General features: G+C 67.6%; 11 protein-coding genes and 1 pseudogene. 6 read left to right on the forward strand and 6 right to left on the reverse strand.

Features of this window, described 5'->3' with window-relative positions; genetic code table 11:
• Positions 1-360 precede the first annotated feature (360 nt).
• The 5 genes from AC529_RS21385 (at position 361) to brxD (ending at position 13,685) form a co-directional block, all read left to right on the forward strand.
• A complete protein-coding gene (locus AC529_RS21385) occupies positions 361-1,509 on the forward strand; it encodes a helix-turn-helix domain-containing protein (protein ID WP_449353666.1) in 1,149 nt (382 codons plus the stop codon).
• 241 nt (positions 1,510-1,750) lie between these two features.
• Positions 1,751-5,434: a BREX-2 system adenine-specific DNA-methyltransferase PglX gene (gene pglX, locus AC529_RS05640; protein WP_198156296.1), complete on the forward strand. Its 3,684-nt coding sequence runs from the start codon at positions 1,751-1,753 to the stop codon at positions 5,432-5,434.
• A 153-nt stretch (positions 5,435-5,587) separates the two neighbouring features.
• Positions 5,588-9,442, forward strand: a complete 3,855-nt coding sequence (locus tag AC529_RS05645) for a PglY protein (protein WP_068754110.1) — start codon at positions 5,588-5,590, stop codon at positions 9,440-9,442.
• Entirely contained in the window at positions 9,442-12,222 is a 2,781-nt protein-coding gene (pglZ, locus tag AC529_RS05650; RefSeq protein WP_068754114.1) for a BREX-2 system phosphatase PglZ, read from the forward strand. The genes AC529_RS05645 and pglZ overlap by 1 nt, the downstream gene beginning before the upstream one ends.
• 134 nt (positions 12,223-12,356) lie before the next feature.
• Entirely contained in the window at positions 12,357-13,685 is a 1,329-nt protein-coding gene (brxD, locus tag AC529_RS05655; protein ID WP_068754116.1) for a BREX system ATP-binding protein BrxD, read from the forward strand.
• Between the two features lie 42 nt (positions 13,686-13,727).
• On the opposite strand, the gene AC529_RS05660 is transcribed toward brxD, so the two are convergent.
• The 4 genes and pseudogenes from AC529_RS05660 to AC529_RS21305 form a co-directional block, all read right to left on the reverse strand.
• Positions 13,728-14,042, reverse strand: a complete 315-nt coding sequence (locus AC529_RS05660) for a hypothetical protein (protein WP_157080058.1) — start codon at positions 14,040-14,042, stop codon at positions 13,728-13,730.
• Positions 14,043-14,053: 11 nt separating this feature from the next.
• The gene (locus AC529_RS05665; RefSeq protein ID WP_068754120.1) at positions 14,054-14,566 is read right to left on the reverse strand and encodes a PH domain-containing protein; all 513 of its coding nucleotides are present in this window, start codon (positions 14,564-14,566) and stop codon (positions 14,054-14,056) included.
• A gap of 131 nt (positions 14,567-14,697) precedes the next feature.
• On the reverse strand, positions 14,698-15,381 hold the full coding sequence (locus AC529_RS20785; RefSeq protein ID WP_068754123.1) for a cyclase family protein: 684 nt from the start codon (positions 15,379-15,381) through the stop codon (positions 14,698-14,700).
• Positions 15,382-16,314: 933 nt separating this feature from the next.
• Positions 16,315-16,503: pseudogene (locus AC529_RS21305) on the reverse strand (site-specific integrase); the annotation flags it as partial.
• A 629-nt stretch (positions 16,504-17,132) separates the two neighbouring features.
• Between AC529_RS21305 and AC529_RS19975 the strand changes: the two are divergent.
• A complete protein-coding gene (locus AC529_RS19975) occupies positions 17,133-17,300 on the forward strand; it encodes a hypothetical protein (protein WP_157080059.1) in 168 nt (55 codons plus the stop codon).
• Positions 17,301-18,078: 778 nt separating this feature from the next.
• Here AC529_RS19975 and AC529_RS05675 read toward each other — a convergent pair.
• On the reverse strand, positions 18,079-18,528 hold the full coding sequence (locus AC529_RS05675) for an NUDIX domain-containing protein (RefSeq protein ID WP_068754581.1): 450 nt from the start codon (positions 18,526-18,528) through the stop codon (positions 18,079-18,081).
• A gap of 216 nt (positions 18,529-18,744) precedes the next feature.
• A complete protein-coding gene (locus tag AC529_RS05680) occupies positions 18,745-19,242 on the reverse strand; it encodes an NUDIX hydrolase (RefSeq protein ID WP_068754125.1) in 498 nt (165 codons plus the stop codon).
• Positions 19,243-19,251 lie beyond the last annotated feature (9 nt).

Below are 19,251 nucleotides of genomic sequence, written 5' to 3' on the forward strand. Positions count from 1 at the left end.
TCTCCGTCACCCGTCGGCGACGCCGTTAGCCCGCCCCCGGGCTTGTCCGTCCTAGAGAACGGCACCGTGGACAGTCGGGCACCGGCGGGGCAGCGGTCGAAGTCGGCCAGCCCTGTCACACCTTCGTCCGTCATCGGCGGCGTGCGTGTCACGTGGGACGGGCTGTGGAAACCGAGACACGGGCCGGAGAAGGCCGGTTAGCTAGTAGAGGTGAGGCAGCAGCGGAAGCCGCCGACAGGAGAACGGTTCAGGTTCCCCTTTGCTGCCCCGTGCACTCGACGTTGCCTCCAGCGAAGAGCCCCGAGGTGGCTGCCAGTCCCACGCTCCGCCGATGGCGTCTTGCCCGACAGGTTGCTCAAGTTGCGCACCGACAAGGGCTACACGGTCGACGCCGCAGCCAGAGAGGCAAAGAAGCGGAGCCCTGAACGTCCGTGGTCGGCCGCCAAGATCACCCGCATCGAGAACCGGCAGCTCCAGCGCCTGCGAGAAGCTGACCTGCTCACCCTGCTCGACGTCTACGGAGTCGACGACGAGAAGGAACGCGCCGCCTACGTGAAGCTGGCCAAGGAGGTCGGGCAGACCGGATGGTGGATCGGCTACCGCGACATCCTCGGCACCGGCACCTACATCGACCTGGAGACCGAGGCGAACGAACTGCGGAGTTACGAAGCCCTGTGCGTTCCGGGCCTGCTCCAGACCCCGGACTACACGGAAGCGCTCGTTCGGGGTTCCGGGGTCATCGATGAACACCAGATCACTCGTCGGGTGGAAGCACACATGATGCGTCGACAGGTCCTGGAGCGCTCTGACGCCCCGCTGTTCACCGCACTGGTCGACGAGGCCGCGATCCACAAGATCCCGCGCGAGACGGCCCCGGGGCAGATACGGCACCTGATTGCTGTGCAGCGTCCCACCGTCCAGGTGCGCATCGTGCCGAACTCGATCGGTCCACATCCTGCGATGGGCGGCTCGTTCGTCGTGATGAGCTTCCCTCATGACCTGCCGGTGGTCTACCTGGAGCAGCCATTGGACGGTCTGTTCCTCGAAGAGGAGCAAGAGGTACAGCACTACGAACGGCTCTTCACGGCGCTGGAGAAGACCGTGCTGTCGGTCGAGGACTCGGTTGCCTTCCTGGAGGAGTTCCTCATAGAGAACACCATGCACGTGTTTCCTGAAAGTGCTCGCTGGCGTACTTCGAGTTACACCCAGCAACAGAACTGCGTCGAGGTTGCCGACACCCCGGAGTCACCGCTGTCCGTGACACCAAGAACCGTGACCAGGGAAGCCTGCTCTTCTCCTCTGCCGAGTGGCGTGCCTTCATCGATGCTGTCAAGCAGGACGCATTCTGACCAAACGAACGGAAGCCCTCGGCGACGTTGGTCACCGAGGGCTTCCGTGTACTCGTTCCACAGTCATGCTATCCCGATTTGTGGCCATGAAGAAGGCCTCATGAGCTGGCAGGACGGAGGGACGCCAGCCCAGAGCCCGCCGCAACCCTGTCGACGCTAGCACCCACTGGCGTACTTTGAGCCACCCCCAGCAGCAGAACCGCGTCGCGATCGCCGACGTCCCTAGTGTCACCGCCGTTCGTAGAGTCAAGAACCGCTACCGCGGAGTCCCGTCCTTCCTCTCCTCGAGCAGGACATGCCCTGAACAGGATATTTAGAAAATAGCCAACAAAAATAGCGGAAGATCGGCAAGATGGGAGGTCGTGTGACCCAGGAGACGTGAACTGGACAGGGAGGCGCCGGTGGTGGGCCGGAGAGCGAAGCACGGCGGGCTGCTAGGTGATCTGCGTAAGCAGATCGCGCTGCTGGAAGGGGATCTGCGCTCTCGCAGCGAGGAACCAGCGTTCAGGATCTCCCTCGACGAGGAGTACCAAGAGGCACGCAAGGCGGGCCGCACCGCTGCCACCTACGAGTCCTGGCGGGACGAACGAGTGACCCAGGTTGCGGTGGCCTGGGTGCTGGGGACGCTGTTTGTGCGGTTTTGTGAGGACAACGAACTGATCGAACACCCCTGGATCGCCGGACCGGGCGACCGCTTGGAGCTGGCTGAGGCTCGGCATGAAGCCTTCTTCCGGGAGCATCCTGAATACAACGACCGTGACTGGCTCATCGCTGCCTTCACCCACCTGGCCGACTGCCACCCCACGGTCGCCGGACTGTTCGATCGGAAACACAACCCGCTGTGGCAGATCACTCCCAGCTACGAGGCTGCGAGTGCTCTGCTCTCCTTCTGGCGACGACGCGGTCCCGACGGTGAACTCGTCCACGTCTTCGAGGACCGGGAGAACCTGGACACCCGCTTCCTTGGCGACCTCTACCAGGACCTGAGCGAGCACGCTCGCAAGACCTACGCCCTGTTGCAGACTCCCCAATTTGTTATCGATTTCATCCTAGACCTCACCCTCACTCCCGCCATCGATGAATTCGGACTGGAGCCAGAACTTGAGATAAAAAACGCTTCCGGTGAAGTGATCTGGCGCCACAAGGGCCTACGCACCATCGACCCCGCTTGTGGCAGTGGCCACTTCCTGATCAGCCTCTTCACTCGCCTGTTGAAGGAGCACCGCGAGGCTGCCGGGACAGAAGTTGACGACTGGAAACTGATCCGTAAGTCCCTGAACTCAGTCCACGGCTGCGACAAGAACCCGTTCGCGGCCAGCATTGCCCGGTTCCGCCTACTCGTCGCTGTCCTCAAAGAGGCAGGAGTTCGACGCTTGGACCAGGCTCCGGAGTTTCCCATCCACGTCGCAGTAGGTGATTCACTGATACATGGACGAGATGCATGGCGTCCCGATGAGGACATTTTCACAGTGGATCGACAGATTTTCACCTACTCCACTGAGGACGTATTGGACTACACCGAGCGTGTAGACCTTCTCGGCATTAATAGTTACCACGTGGTCGTGGGAAATCCACCTTACATCACCGTCAAGGATAAACAAGAGAATCAGAACTATCGTTCCGCTTATGGATCATGTTCGGGGACCTACGCCTTGTCGGTCCCGTTTGCCGAGCGATTCTTCAACCTGGCCAAGCGCTCCGGCGGCAACCAGACCGACGCCGGATTTGTTGGACAGATCACCGCAAATTCTTTCATGAAACGCGAGTTCGGCAAAAAACTCATCAACAACTTCTTTCGAAATAGAGTTCGCCTAACACATATTATCGACACCTCAGGAGCCTATATACCAGGCCACGGAACCCCTACAGTCATCCTCGTCGGTCGTAACATACTGAATTCCCATACCGCGAAAGTACGCACAGTTCTCGGCATTCGAGGAGAACCATCCCAGCCGAAGACCCCGGCCAAAGGACTTGTTTGGTCCGCCATTGTTAAGCAACTCGGACAGCCAGGAAACGAGAGTGAATGGGTGAGCGTAGCCGATTTGCCCTGGGAGAACTTCAAAGAACACCCTTGGAACCTAAGCGGCAGCGGGGCCCCCAACCTCCAGGAAAGAATAGAAAAATCACTTGGAGGAAAACTTTCAGACAAAGTGACCCGAATCGGATTCATGGGCATGACCCATGCCGACGAGATCATGCAAATGAAAGCCGAACAATGGAAAAGATCTGCCGCCAACAGCCACCTAATCAAACCTCTGACCACGGGAGAAGATGTTAGAAATTGGAGCCTCTCTTCACCCAATTCCATATTCTTTCCTTACGACAAAAATCGCAGGCTTGTCAAGCTTGACGCTAGTTCAATTTTTAGACATATGTGGAACTTTCGCACTTCACTTGGAAGGCGTATCACCTTCAACGGAAGAACCTATTTTGAGAGCAGTCGGCCATGGTATGAATGGCACCAAATACCCAAGGATGAAAACGCCCATAATTGGGCCATTCCTTTTTCTTTCGTCTCCACACACAACCACTTCTCATTGGATCGCGACAACAAAGTTTTCAAACAATCCGCTCCAGTGATCAAACTTCCCAAAGATTCCACAGAAGACCAGCACCTAGAGCTGCTTGGATTATTGAATTCCTCAACAGCGTGCTTCTGGATGAAACAAGTCAGCCAGAAGAAAGGTGGATCTGCGAACTCTGGGGGTGGAAGTTCAGACCAGCCTTGGTCTCATAGCTACGAATTCACCGGAACTAAACTCCAAGAGTTCCCGCTCCCCACTTCCTTCCCTTTGGAGCGTGCCCGCGAGCTTGATTCCCTTGCCCAGCGCCTGTCCTCCCTGGAACCCTCCGCAGCCATCGAGTCCGCCACCCCCACCCGTGCCCGCCTGAACGAGGCCCGGGCCGAGTACACCGCCGTCCGCTCCCGGATGATCGCGCTCCAGGAGGAGCTGGACTGGGACGTCTACCACCGTTACGGCCTTCTCAACGACGCCGAGTTCGCCGAGCTGGTGCTGCCCGACACCGCTGACGTTCCCGACATCAAGCTGGGCGAGCGGGCCTTCGAGATCGTGCTTGCCCGCAAGCTCTCCTCCGGGGAAGCGAAGACCGAGTGGTTCAGCCGCCACGGCTCCACCCCGATCACCGAGATCCCCGCCCACTGGCCCGACGCCTACAAGAAGGTCGTCGCCAAGCGGATCGAGGTCATCGAGTCCCGCAAGGACATCGCGCTCCTGGAACGCCCGGAGTACAAGCGGCGCTGGCAGTCCGAGCCGTGGGAGAAGAAGGAGAAGGCCGCCCTCGAATCCTGGCTGCTGGACCGGTGCGAGGACCGCGCCCTGTGGTTCCGGGACCGGGACGGGCTGGCCGACGTGCCCTGCGCGATGACGCTCGCCGAGCTGGCCGACGCGCTCACCCGCAGAGCGAACGGGGACGAGGTGGTGTCCGTCGCCGAGATGTACGCCGCCGACCACCTGGGCCGTCCCGACGCACGGCTGGTCGAGGTGCTGGAGAAGATCACGGCCGACCAACATGTGCCCTACCTGGCGGCGCTGCGCTACAAGCCCTCCGGACTGCGCAAACGCGAGCAGTGGGAGAAGGTCTGGGACCTACAGCGCAAAGAGGACGCGCTCAATGCCAATCTCGCCGAAGGCGAGAAGGAGAAGCGCCTCGACATCCCCGTGCCGCCCAAGTACACCTCCGCCGACTTCCGCAAACCCTCGTACTGGGCCAACCGCGGCAAGCTCGACGTGCCCAAGGAACGCTTCATCTCCTATCCGGGTGCCGGTCCCGCCTCGGACCCCACCCTGGTGGTGGGCTGGGCCGGATGGAACCACCAGCAGCAGGCCGAGGCGCTCATGCGGCTGGTCGAGGACCGGGGGGAGCGCGACAACTGGACCAGGGAGCAGGTCACGCCGCTGCTTGCCGGGGTCCGAGAGCTGCTGCCGTGGGTGAAGCAGTGGCACAGCGACTACGACCCCGACTGGGACGGCAGCCCTGCCGAGCAGATCGCCCAGTGGCTCGCCGACCAGCAGGAACGCCACCACCTCACCGACGCCGACCTCGCCGACTGGCGCCCATGAACAACAACACGGAGCCACTAGTCCATGAGATCAGGCAACAACCCAGTGCTTGTCTTCCGTCTCCTCAAGACCACCGGCGTCCCGAGCTAGCACCAAGGACCACCCCTCTCGAACACTCCCGGTAGTAATTGCCAGAAGGAAGCCGCACCACGTATGTCCCCCACCCCCTCGCCTACCACCGACGTCTTCCTCCGCGACGTCCTGGACATCCCCGCCCCCGATGACGTCCACGCCGGAGACTTCAAGGTCGAACTGTCCGGCGGATTCAACGAGACCGCCGCTCGCGTCGACGAGTACGTCGTCACCGACCAGTTGCGCACCGCCTTCCAGCAGGCCCTCAGCCTGGTTCGGGCCGCCGTGCGCGACAACGTGTCCCACGCCGCCTACCTGCACGGCTCGTTCGGCTCCGGTAAGAGCCACTTCATGACGGTGCTGCACGCCGTCCTGAACCGGCACCCCGCCACCCTCGCCAAGCCCCGACTGCGCGAGATCATCGCCGACCACGACTCCTGGCTGCGCGCACGCCGCTTCCTGATGGTGCCCTACCACCTGGTCGGCGCCACCGACCTCGACTCGGCGCTGCTCGGCGGATACGTGGCCGCCGTCCGCAGGCAGCACCCCGACGCGCCCACCCCCGCCGTCTACCGCTCCGACGCGCTCCTCGACGACGCCCGCGCCAACCGCGCCGTCGAAGGCGACGAGCTGTTCATCCGCAAGCTCGCCCACAGCAGCGGCCCCGCCCCCGACGATGACGACCTGGCGCCCCTCGACGACGACCTCGCCCCGCTGGACGAGCCCGCCACCGGGTGGACCGGCGAACTCCTCGACCGCGCCTTCGCCGCGCCGCACGGCGACCCGCTACGGGAACGGCTCGTCTCCGCACTGCTGTCCGGGCCGATGAAGTCCTACGCGCGCGGCGCCAGCGGCGACGCCGATGCCTTCCTGCCGCTCGACGACGGGCTGGCCGTCATGAGCCGCCACGCCCAGCAGCTCGGCTACGACGGCATCGTCCTGTTCATCGACGAGCTGATCCTGTGGCTGCAATCCCACATGTCCGACCAGGACTTCGTGAAACGCGAGGTCAACAAGCTCGTCAAGATCATCGAGTCCGGCAACGCCGACCGGCCCGTGCCCATCGTCTCCTTCATCTCCCGGCAGCGGAACCTCTCCCAGCTCGTCGGCGAGGACGTCACCGGCCTGGAGGTGAAGAACCTCGAAGCCCAGGTCGAGTACCTCGCCGAACGGTTCGACGTGATCAACCTGGAGGACCGCAACCTGCCCGCCATCATCAAGGAGCGCGTCCTCAAACCCCGGCCCGGCGCCGCCGAGATCATCGACGCCGCGTTCACCGGTGTGGAACGGGCCGGCGCCGAGGTCCGCGACGCGCTCCTCGACGCCCAGGGCGTCACCGGGGCCGACTGGGACGACTTCCGCGCCGTCTACCCACTCACCCCCGCCCTGCTCAACGTGCTCGTCGCGCTGTCGGGCGCGCTGCAACGCGAGCGCACCGGTCTCAAACTCATCCAGGACCTGCTGGGCCGCCGCCGCGACGACCTGAAGATCGGCCAGGTCATCCCGCTCGGCGACCTGTGGGACGTGCTCGCCGCAGGCATGGGCGGCGCGTTCACCGAACGGCTGAAGAAGGAGGGCGAACAGGCCGTCCACTTCTACCACCGGGTCGAGGCGCACCTGCGGGAGAAGTACGGGGCCGACAACCCGCACTACGCCGGCGTCCTGCGCCTGGTGAAGACCCTGCTGCTCGCCTACCTGGCCCCCGACGTCCCCGCGTTCGCCCGGCTCACCGGGCGGCGGCTCGCCGCGCTCAACCACGGCTCTGTCAAACGCACCCGTACCCTGGACGACGCCCGCCTCGCCACCCGGCAGTTGCGGGAGCTCCAGGCCGAGTTCGGCGAGCTGCGCGCCGACGGCGACGAGGACCCCATGTTCAGCCTGCACCTGTCCGACCTCGACGTCGAGCCGCTGCTCGACCAGGTCGCCGAACAGGACCGCCCCGGCGCCCGCCGCCGCTGGGTCCGCGACACCCTGTGGCAGAAGCTCGGCGTCACCGACACCGGCGAGTTCGTGTGCCGACGCGAGGTGGTGTGGCGGGGCAGCCAGCGCACCGCAGAGTTCGTGTTCGGCAACGTGCGCGACAGCCAGGACCTCCCCGACCAGGAGTTCGAGCCGAGCGTCGCGGGACACGTCCGGTTCGTCCTCGACTACCCGTTCGACAAGCCCGGGCACTACCCCAGCGACGACGCGCAGCGCGTCCACCGGCTGCGGCAGGACGAACGCAACCACCACCCCACCGTGGTGTGGCTGCCCGTCCACATGTCGCCGCAGCGCGCCGCCCAGCTCGGCCGCCTCATACGCATCAACTACCTACTGGAACACGACCGCCTCGACGACTACGCCGCCCACCTGTCCACCGACGACCGGATACGGCTGCGCAACCAGCTCAAGGCACAGCAGGACAGCCTCAAAACGCAGCTCACCACCGTCCTCGCGCAGCTCTACGGCATCGCCCGGCTCGACGAGGCCAACACCAGCACGCCCCCGCCCGAGGACGGGCACGTCATGAGCCTGCTGCCCGACCACCGGCCTCGCCTGGAAGCCGGCGCAGGCTTCGCCACCACCCTGGAAGGGCTGGTCGACGGCCTGTTCGACCACCTGCACCCCAAGCACCCCGACTTCGACCCCCGCCGCACCCGCAAGGCCGTCGAACTGCGGGACCTGCGCGCCGTCCACTCCTGGATCAGCCGGGCCATGGAGGACGGGTCGCAGCGCGTCACCGTCGACCGCGGCCAGCTCCCGCTCGTCAAACGGATCGTGCACCCGCTGGAACTCGGCGAGGTCCACGACGGTCCACTGGTGCTCAGCACCGAGTGGCGCCGCCGCATCGACCAGATCGCCCACCAGAAGAACGCCGGACGCGACCTGTCCGTGGCGCAGCTCCGCGCGTGGATCGAGGAACTCGGCTGGACCGGACTGGACACGCCCGTCCAGGACCTGATCATCGCCACCTACGCGCTGCTCTCCGACCGCGCCTGGGTCCACCCGTACCGGGGGGTGGCGGCCACCCCGCCCGAGATCGGCAGGATCGACCCCGGGTACCTGCTGCGCCAGCAGGAACTGCCCGACGAGGCGGACTTCACCACCGCGCTGAACCGCGCCGGAGCCCTGTTCGGCGTCGGCGGAGTCCCGCCGGTGCTGTTCGCGCGCAACGTCGCCCGGCTCGCCGCGGCGGTGCGGGAGCGGGCCCGCGCAGTGGAAGCCGACGTCAACGGCGTGTACTCCCTGCTCACCCGAGAACAGCACGCCGCCGTGCTCGGCCTGACCGGCGCGTTCGACTCCCCGCGGCCGCTCGCCGCCCGGCACGCCGTCGACCTCGTGGAACGCGTGCTGCGGCAGAACGACGACACGCCGCTGGTGCGGGAGCTCGCCGCGGTCGCCTACGACGTCGACGACCAGACGCTCGGCCGGGCCGTCGCCTCGGCCGGACAGGTCAAACGCGCCCTGGAGACCACCGACTGGCAGCTCCTCGGCCAGGTGCACTCCCTCGCCGGACGCGACGACTCGGTGGGCGACGACGCCCGGAAGACCGTCGAGTCCCTCGTCGGGACCGCGCGCGGCTTCGCCCTCTCCGACAACCTCGCCGACGCGCTGGCCAGCGCCCAGCGGAAGGGGCGGGACCTCGTCGCCCGGGCGCTGCAACTGGCCACCCCCACGCCGTCCGTCGTCCCGCAGCCGCCCGTCGTCCCGCCGGAGAAGGTGGTCACCGACCCCGAGCAGGTGAGCCTCACCGAACACGGCGACCCGCCGGTGCCCTCCACCGCCGTCCGCAGCGGTGCCACCCGCCGCATCCCCGCGCGCAGCGTCCCCTCCACCCTGGAACAGCAGATGGGCGACCTGCTCCGGGAGATCCGCGCGTACGCGAAACAGCACCCGAACGCCGAGATCCAGGTCACCTGGCGGGGCGTCGACCCGACCGACGGAGAGGAGGCCTGATGGCTGCCCCGCAGGACGCACCCGCCGTGCCCCTGCTGGGACGGCGCATCCTCGAAGCGCTGCTCGCCCACCGGCTGTCCGCCGCGGGCCGCGACGGCGACCACCCGGACGCGCGGCGGCGGCTCGTCCTCGTCCACGGCCGCTACGATCCCGCCGATTCCGCCGAGTTCACCGTCCGCATCGACGGCAGCCCGCGCGACGTCACCGTCGCCCAGCACAGCTCGGTGCTCGGCATCGCCGCCGCCTGGCACGACCACCGCGCCGCCGACCCCGACGGCGACAGCATCCTGGTGGTCGTCACCGACGTGCCCGACGCCGCCATCGGCTGGGACCTGCGCGGGCACGCCGTGCGCGGCCGCGTCCTCAACGCCGACCGCGTCGAGATCGTGCGGCAGCGGTTCGGCGCCACCCGCCTCGACCCGCGCATCCGCACCGAACGGTGGCTCGTCGACGCTCTCCTCGACGCCGAACCCCGCGACGGATGGCCGCAGACCGGCGGCGTCCTCACCCGCGCCACCGCGCTGCGCGCGCTCGTCGCCGCCCGCCTCGACCTGTCCGACCGCGACGCCGTGCCCGACGCGGACACGCTGCTCGCCTGGTCGCTCACCAGCACCGGCCCCCGGTGGTTCGCCGCGCTCGACCCCGCCGAGCAGAAAGAGATCACCGACTGGCTGGTCGAGGTCGCCGGGCCTGCCGTCCGCCCGTTGATGGCCCTGGTCGCCGAAGGGCGCGGCCGCGACGCCATGCCGCTCGGCGTGGTCGCCTCCGCCGTGCACACCAGCCCCGGGGTCGACCTGGCCAGAGCGGGCTTCGCCCTGGGCTCCCTGTTCGGCCGCGGCGTCCCCACCGACGGCCTCGCACCGTTCGCCGCCGCTGTGGAGGGCGCCCTCGCCCGCTGGCTCACCGACCACCGGCAGGACCGCTCTGTGCTGCGAGGGCGGGCGCTGGAAGTGCTGTGGCGGGCCGACGCGCTCGCCGCCGAGGCCGGGCTCAGCAACGACCTCGCCGCCAGCCTCTACCTGCCGTCGGCGTTCGAAGCCCGCCTACGCGGCCTCGCCGACTCCCTCTCCCGCTCCCCCGAGGAGGCCGAGGAGGCCCTCTCCCGGCTCAACGAGCACCGGCTCGCCCCCCTGTGGCGGCACCGGGTCCGCACCGCCGAAGCCGCCGTGCGCCTGGTGCGCCGCCTCGCCCACCCCGGTGCCGGTCCCACGTCGGTGGCCGACGGCGTCACCCGCCACCTTGCCGACTGGGGCTGGGCCGACGCCGCGCTCACCGTGCTGTGGGCGGGCGACCCGGACGCCGACGCGCACGTCGCCGCCGCCTATACCGCCGTCTGCCGCCGGGTCCGGCAGTGGCGGGCCGACCTCGACGCGGAGTTCGCCTGGCGGCTCGCCCAGTGGGCGCGCACCGCCGACCAGGCGCACACCACCGGCGGCTGCCTGCTCGTGGAGAACGTACTCGCTGAGATCGTCGTGCCGCTGTACGAGGACCAGAAGACACCGCGGAAGGACCAGCGGGTCGCGCCGCTCGTCATCGTCCTGGACGGCATGAGCAGCGCCGTCGCCGTCACCCTCGCCGCCGAGGTCACAGAGGCCGGAACCTGGATCGAGGTCGCCAAGAAGGGCAGGGGCGCACGCGAGGCGGCCGTCGCGATGATTCCCTCCGTCACCCGCACCAGCCGGGCCGCCCTGCTCAGCGGCGCCCCCGACGAAGGCGGACAGGCCGTGGAGAAGGAGAAGTTCGCCGAGTTCTGGCGGAAGTGCCGGACCACCGCGGCCCTGTTCCACAAGGCCGACATCGCCGGAGAACCGGGGCAGCGGTTCTCCACCGAACTCCAGACCGCGCTCGCCGACACCTCGACCGTCGTGGGCGTGGTGCTCAACACCATCGACGAGGCCCTCGACCACTCGCCGCAGGGCAACCGCACCGGGTGGCGGCTGCGCGACATCACCCACCTCGAAGAACTCCTCGACGCGGCCCGCTCCTACGGGCGGCCCGTGGTTCTGGTCTCCGACCACGGGCACGTGCTGGACCGCGGCGACAGCACCCCCGCCCGCACCCCCGACGGCCAGGCAGAAGCGGCCCGCTGGCGTACCGGAACCCCGCAGGAAGGCGAGGTGGCGGTGTCGGGGCCGCGCGTGCGGGAAGGCGGCGGGACGGTCGTGGTGCCGTGGCGGGAGGACATCCGCTACGCGCAGCGCCGCGGCGGCTACCACGGTGGCGTGTCGCTCGCCGAGATGACCGTGCCCGTCCTGGCGTTCTCGCCCTCCCCCGACCTGCTGTCGGGCGAATGGGAGGAGCTGGGAGGACACAGAGTGACCCCCGCCTGGTGGACGGGCGGCCCCGCACCCCAGGACGCCGCCGCGTCGGCCGCGCCGACCGGGCGGACGGCCGCGCTCTCCGCTCCGCCGCGCGCGGAGCAGCCCGCCGCCGTGCCCGCGCCCGAACCCGAGCCGGAGGAGACGCGCACCACCCTCGGCTGGCAGATCGTGGAGTCGAAGGTGTACAAGGAGCAGCGCAAGTACGTGCCCGCCAAGCGGTGGACGCCGGACAGGGTCGCGGCGGTGATCGACGCGCTCGTCGAGGCCGGAGGGACGATGTCCGCCATGGCAGCCGCCAGCCGGGCGGACTTCCGGCGCACCCAGACCGACGGCCTGATGACCGTGCTGCAACGCCTGCTCAACGTGGAGAGCTACCCGGTCCTGGAGATCATCGACAACGGCGCGCGCCTGCGACTCAACGTCCCCCTGGCCCGCCAGCAGTTCCGCCTGGACGAGTAGGGCTCTCCTCTTCGTGCGCCGTCCACAGGCTGTGGACGGCGCACGGACACCGCCCGCCCCGCCCGGTCACGGCGGCGCCCCGGCGTGGCGTATGTTCGGCGGTGGCAACCCCCACGACACGGAGGTGAGAAGCAGTGACCACCCCGGCGGACCAGGTCAGCGCGGCACGCCGCCGCGACGTCGTCGACGCGCTGCGGCGCGGCACCGTGCCCCAGGCCGGACTCGACCTGTTCGCCGTCGGCCTGGAACGCTTCGAACGCGCCCTCGACGACGAGATCGCCACCGTCGCCCGCGGCGGCGCCGCCTTCCACGCCATCCGCGGCGAATACGGCTCCGGCAAGACCTTCTTCGCCCGCTGGCTCGCCGAACGCGCCAAACGCGCCGGACTGGCCGCCGCCGAAATCCAGATCTCCGAAACCGAGACCCCGCTGCACCGGCTCGAAACCGTCTACCGGCGGCTCACCGAACGGCTCACCACCGCCACCCACCCGCCCAGCGCGCTGCGCGCCGTCGTCGACTCCTGGTTCTTCACCCTCGAAGAAGAAGTCCTCGAAGCGGGCGAAGCCACCGAGGACGACCCCGAAGCCCTCGCCCGCGCCGTCGACACGCTGCTGGAGACCCGGCTCGCCGACGTCGCCGTCGCCACCCCCAGCTTCGCGGCGGCGCTGCGCGGCTACCACACCGCCCGCGAGAACGGCGACGCCGCCACCGCCGAAGCGCTCCTCGCCTGGCTCGGCGGGCAGAAGTCCGTGGCCGCCTCGGCGCGGCGCGCCGCCGGCGTCCGCGGCGACCTCGACCACTACGGCGCACTTGGCTTCCTCCAAGGGCTGCTGCGGGTGCTGCGCGACTGCGGCCACCCCGGGCTGCTGCTCGTCCTCGACGAGATCGAAACCCTGCAACGGGTCCGCGGCGACGTCCGCGAGAAAGCCCTCAACGCGCTCCGCCAGCTCCTCGACGAGATCGACTCCGGACGCTTCCCCGGCCTGTTCCTCGTCATCACCGGCACCCCCGCCTTCTACGACGGGCCGCAGGGCGTGCAGCGCCTCGCCCCGCTCGCCCAGCGCCTCACCACCGACTTCACCACCGACCCCAGGTTCGACTCGCCGCGCGCGGTCCAACTGCGGCTGCCCGGCTTTGACCTGCAACGGCTCGGCGAGCTCGGCCGCCGCGTCCGCGACCTGTACGCGGGCGGCGCCCGCGACCCCGAGCGGATCACCGACGTGGTCGACAACGCCTACATCGCGGAACTCGCCACCGCCGTCACCGGCGAGCTCGGCGGCAAGGTGGGCGTGGCTCCCCGGGTGTTCCTGCGCAAACTCGTCGCCGACGTCCTCGACCGCGTCGACGAGTTCCCCGACTTCGACCCGCGCCGCCACTACTCGCTGACCATCACCGCCACCGAGCTCACCGAACCCGAACGCAACGCGGCCACCAGCGCCGACGACATCGACCTGGAACTGTGAGCCGGGACGGCGCACCCGCCGTCCCGGCACGGCCCGGGGTGCTCAAGCCTGGGGGCTTTCCGCCGCCTCCCCCTTCTCCCCAGTGTTCGCGGTGTTCGGCTTCCCGCACGCCCCACGCAGCACGGCCAGCCCTGCGCCGATGACCAGCACGGTTCCCATGGCGAGCAGCGACAGCGCCCACGGCAGCAGCGCGGAGCGCACCTCGGAGCACCCCTGGCTGCCCACCAGGATGTCGTGGAACCCGCTCGTGGGAACGAACGCGCTGCCGCATCCGCTGCCCGCGCTCTCCACCGGGACGGTCCCCAGCACGATCCCGCCGACCGCCAGGGCAATGCCGACCAGAAACAGTCCGCGCATCGTCCCCGACCTCACAGCCGCGTGACGAACTGGGCGAACTCGTCCGGGGTGAGCACGCCCCGGTCGCGCAACGCCTTCAGCATCTCGAACGACGAGCCCGCCGAGTCCACCGGCGCCGCGGGAGCGGTCTGCTGCTGGCCGGGGCCGGACAGCCGGTTCCGCAGCGCGTCGGCCAGGGCCTTGCCGTCCTTCTTGTCCATCTGGGAGATCTCCGCCTTGTTTCCCGAGGCGAAGATGGTCAGCGTCCCGAACATCAGCCCCGAGGACCACTGCGCGGACGAGATCTTCTCGATCGGGAAGTCCTCGGTGGTCTTGGACAGCCACCCGTCGTGGAGGAACAGCACCCTGCGGTCGGTGAGCGCCACCAGCCCTTGCCCGGCCCCGTAGGTTCCCGCCGCGAGCAACTGGACCTGCTCCCCCTCCCACAGGTACTCGACCAACTTGTTGATCTCGCGGTTCGCGCCGATCTTCGTCTGAAGCCGGTCCTTCGCGGCCTGGATGTCAGGACGCAGTGTGTCAGCCATGCAGTCCTCCCTGAAAACTGGAACCGCCTAGGAGGACTCCCATGACAGTGTTTTCACTCTAAAGTTGCATCGTCAAAACAAGGGAAATCGGCGGTGAGGACGGCTTCGTGCGGGGCGCAACCGACTTCGGGTCACTCTCCGGCGACGGCGTAGACCCGCACGCGGGGCGGCCCGTCCGCCCCGGGAAACGGCACCGCGTGCAGCCGGGTACCGAACGGGGGCAGCGCGTCGAGGTTCGCCAGTCCCGTCACCACCGGGACTCCGGCCCGGGGCAGCAGGTCCGGCACCGGGCCTCGCGCGTCGGAGGCGACCAGGGCCGCTCCCCACTCCACCAGTAGTTCCGCGGCCTCGTCGGTCAGGAAGGGGCCGTCTGTTCCCGTGTGGACCAGGACCGCGTGCCCCGCAAGCTCCAGGGCGGCGAGGGCCAGCCGGTCCGCGACCGGCTTCTCCGCACCGAGCAGCCGCACCAGAGCGACAGGCAGGTCCACCGACCGTTCCAGTTCCAGGCCGTTGGGCAGGGCGGCCGTCGTCGCCTCACCGGTGAGGTCGACGACCGTCCGCTCCCCGTTGCTGCCCTCGGTGCCCCGGGAGCCCTTGTGGGGTTCCCGGATGAGCTGTTTGCGGGTGATAGTCGTCCGTTCGACCATCAGGAGGCCGAGGTGGCGCACCAGCAGTTCGCCCAGTTCGGCGTCACTGATGTCGTCACCGGGGATGTCGAGGCGGAAGCCCTCCGTCCGCAGGGAACCACCGTTGCTGAAGACCACTTCCGCGTCGAACTCGACCCGCCACTGAGCCGCAGGATCGCTCGTGCCCACCGCTTCCCGTCCTCGTCCACCGGACCAGAGGGGACAGGGTAACCCGTCACGGCACTCGGGCCGCGGCCGCTCGGGGCCTTCGCACCGTGCCGTCCGACCACCACGGTCCTGACAGCGGTGGCCCGTGATCTGCGGTTCCGCGCCCGCTGCCTCGGGCGGGGCCCCGTCCACGTGGGGAGGAGCGGACGGTCGGCCATCGGTGGAAGGCGAACCGCTGCGAGGGAGTTCCTGCTGCCTCCGCTGCGTCAACTGGTATTCCGACGCCACTGACCGCCATTCGCTCTTCAGCGCTGGTCGACCGTTGCGAGCGGCGTGCATGCGGCGCCTTTCCCTGGCCTGTCGGGCCGGGTCGGCGAGACGCAACGAGGTGGTGGACAGGCCACGGAGGTCGAGACCGGCCTGGGCACCGCGGGTGCGCACGATGCCGTTGTACCCCCGCACGCTGAGGCGGCCGTCTCCGGCCGACCGGCCTGCCGGAATCCGGTCTCCTCCGAAGACGCGTCCGTGGCGGTCGATCCGGCGGAACAGCGGCCCCTCGTGGATGCCCTGTGCGGCCAGTTGGCGCTTCCACTCCTGCACGGCGATGAGGGGGTTCAGTTCCGCCATGTCCGGGAGGGCGGAGAGTACAAGCGGCGTGTTTCTCCTGCTGCCTCGCCGGCTGGGGAGGGGGGCCCAGGGGTCGGGGGCGTGGATCGGGTGATCGACGTCGAGGAGCAGCAGTTCGCGGGGGCGGGCCGAACTGAAGAAGCCCAGCAGGAACAGGGCGCGGTCGCGCAGGCCGGCGGGGGTGTCCAAGGGGAGGGAGTCGACGAGGCGCCTCAGCTCCTCCAGTCGCAGCGGGCGCGCCCGTCCGGAGCTGTTGCGGGTGCGGGGCGGCGGGGCCAGGACGACGGGGCAGTCGGGGAACGCCAGTCCGTGTGCGCGGTGTGTGTACCGGATCGCGGTGAGCGCCCGTTTGATGGTCGCGGCGGCTCTTCCATGCTCTCTCAAGTGGGCTACATAGGATCTGATGGTCGTTTCACTGGCTGGAAGCGGATCTTCTCCTCTTTTCCGACACCATTCGGCGAAACGCCGCGCATCAGACTCGTAGAAGTTCCGACTCCGCTCCGCCAACCACGACATCCCATCCCCTTTTTGCACATGTGCGAACGTCTGACGCTTCTTGTCCGGTTTTCACTATGACTTTTCATCTCGGATCAGGAAGTCAGCAACGTGCAGTTATAAGTATATCTCTAGCATATGCACGTGCATATGCATCAAAGGGACGAGTGGGGCAAAGCGGTAAGATATGATCGTCCGTCAGGTAGCAACGTCCCACGGAAAGGACATCGAGGAAAACTGTGTGGACCGCCGGGGTCCGTCGGACCGGGAGCGTTCTCGGACGGAATACCCCCTCTTTGCACCTAGACCCGTGCAGGCCCGCAGGGCGCTGGAAGACCTCCGGGTGAATCGGAGGACTCCGGGACCCTGAAAGCTGGGAGTGCCTCCCGTCTCCCCAGACAAATTTCCTGACACCCCGTCAACAAAGGGAAGAGCCGGTCTTGCTTTCCTGTACCCGTCTCCGGGACGGGAAGGTGACACAGGCCCTCTCCTGGAAAGTCCCTTCTCCGCACCGCAAACAGTGAAGTCCTGGTTTTCTCCGGCATCCCAGCCGGAGGAAGCGGTCGGCCGTCCGGTCGACCGAGCGGTCATAGAGAGAGGGGAACAGGGTGCGAAGAACCCGTTACATCGGAAAGCACCGCAAGAAGTCGGTGAACGTATGGTCTGACTATCTGGAGGCCGTCCGTTACGGGAACTACGTGGCGCGTTTGATCGTTGACGTGATCAGCGTGTACGACCGCACCCAAGAAGGAGGCCTCGGCCTCGGAGACCTCCTGGAGATCTTCACCCGCTGGGCGATGATCCTCCTGGGGCTCTGAGACCGAGGCCCCGGCAAGGGCTCTCAAACGCAGAGGTTTCTCCGGCCACGCGTTTGGGGGCCCTCCTTTTGCGCGCACGACAGCACCCGTGACCGTCTCCGGCCGCAGTGCGTCCCACGCGCGGTCTGTGGAGCACCGGCCTGCGCGGCAGTGACGATTGGTCTCCTACCGCAAAACGGCGGAACGAAACATCCTTCCCGCCCCAACCGAAGATTCTCGGTTCCTTTTATAGAGAGAGCTGCTCTGTGCCTCACAGGAAGAAATTCGGACGGCACCAAACGTTATTGTACACAGCAAAAAACTCGTGCGACAGCCACTGCGACCGGCAACAGCCCACTACGTTGCGTGCATCCTCCGGCAACGCCACGGAAAAAGGCGCGACCGCAAACCCTCCAGCAGACCGCCACATCCCGACGAGGCGACCGGCCGTCCCCACGGCGAACAGCACCGAGGCACCGAAGCACAGCGCCCTGCGGGACGGGCTGCCCCAGAGGTGGCCTCGGTCAGGGGCGGCTGTACCGGGGTTTCCTCCCCCAGTCCCGGAGCCCTCGGCCGGGAGAGACACCCCGGAGGGCGCGAGGACCAGGCGGGCGAGGGCGGGCTCACCGGACTAACTCGGGTGGGTTCCGGACAGCGAGGGGCACTGGCCAGCGGCAGGGCGGGCAGCCGGCCCCAAAGACGAGGAGATTCTCCCTAACCGGATGCGACAGACCAGAGCCGCCTCATCCCGTTCTGCTGCTGAACAGAGCAGCACCCGCAGATGCCGAGGGGCAGAGACTCAGCCGCCGACAACCTCCCGGTACCTGCTCAGCACGTCCTTCACGGCATCGGTGACGGGCGGGTCCTCGGTGAGGGCTGCCCAGGTGTAGGCGTCGTGCTCCTGGAGAACGACCGGCCCCGGTTCGCGCACGTCCACCGCGAAGTTGAACTGTCGGCTTTTCTTACCGCTGCCACTGGTGTAGTCGAAGCTGCCGAGATACTGCCGGACGGCGACGAGGTCCAGGCCGGTTTCTTCTCTGACCTCGCGGGCCAGCGCGGCGTCAAGCTGTTCGCCCGCCTCAACCTTGCCGCTGGGGAGTTCGAAGATGCCGGGCATGAAGTCGTCTTCAGGACGTTGGAGAAGCAGCACCTTGCCATCGTGTTGGACGACTGCACCGACGACGAGTTGTTGTACGCCGTCGGTCTCGGCCTCGGCAGTGAGTCGAGCGAGAAACGAGTGGTCAACCATACGGATCATCCTTGCCGGTTCGGTAGTAGCAAGCTGCTTCGCAGCAGCCGCAGGAGTGATAGACCAGCTCAATAGCGGACGTAATAACAGACAGGGACAAGCCGGGACTCCGCCTCTTCATGACAGCTTCGGTCACACCCGGCACAGGAGCTCCCAACCAATATCGCCCTCGACCAGCAGATACGGGCCCTGACCATCACAGGTGCTCCGGTGCTGTCAGGAAACGGGCCTCTTCTTCCTCTCCTCCAGATCAATGAGTCGACCGCCGACGGAAGACGGCCAGTTGTGGGGCGCGTACCCGGTGCCGGCGAGCCAGGCGCGGATGCCCTGGGCGGGGTAGTCGATGGTGTTGTGGGGCAGCAGGTGGGGATCGGCCCACACGAGTTTGCCGCACTTGTGGGGTTCGGCGTTGTAGGGCTCCCCCTCCCAGTTCCGGGCGGTGAAGAACACGCCGATGCGGGCCAGGTCGGGGCGTTGGCGGTGGTGGAGGACCGCGGCCAGGGCGAGGTCGTCGGGGTCGACGGCGACCCCGACTTCTTCTCGGGCCTCGCGGGCCGCGCCGTGGTGGAGCGGTTCGCCCTCCTCCAGGTGGCCGGAGGGCAGGTGCAGCATGCCGTCGCAGTATCCGGTGTTCTGCCGCTCCAGCAGCAGGATCTCCCCGTCCCGGTGCAGGATGACGTGGACGTCGACAATGCTGCGGTAGCGCTCCGGCATGGCTGGCCT

This window comes from Thermobifida cellulosilytica TB100, from assembly GCF_001517975.1.
Lineage (GTDB): Bacteria > Actinomycetota > Actinomycetes > Streptosporangiales > Streptosporangiaceae > Thermobifida > Thermobifida cellulosilytica.

Coding starts and splice junctions, on each gene's coding strand:
- AC529_RS05645 (WP_068754110.1), top strand. CDS start 5,588: ATGTCCCCCACCCCCTCGCCTACCACCGACGTCTTCCTCCGCGACGTC.
- pglZ (WP_068754114.1), top strand. CDS start 9,442: ATGGCTGCCCCGCAGGACGCACCCGCCGTGCCCCTGCTGGGACGGCGC.
- AC529_RS05660 (WP_157080058.1), bottom strand. CDS start 14,042: ATGCGCGGACTGTTTCTGGTCGGCATTGCCCTGGCGGTCGGCGGGATC.
- AC529_RS05665 (WP_068754120.1), bottom strand. CDS start 14,566: ATGGCTGACACACTGCGTCCTGACATCCAGGCCGCGAAGGACCGGCTT.
- AC529_RS05675 (WP_068754581.1), bottom strand. CDS start 18,528: ATGGTTGACCACTCGTTTCTCGCTCGACTCACTGCCGAGGCCGAGACC.
- AC529_RS05680 (WP_068754125.1), bottom strand. CDS start 19,242: ATGCCGGAGCGCTACCGCAGCATTGTCGACGTCCACGTCATCCTGCAC.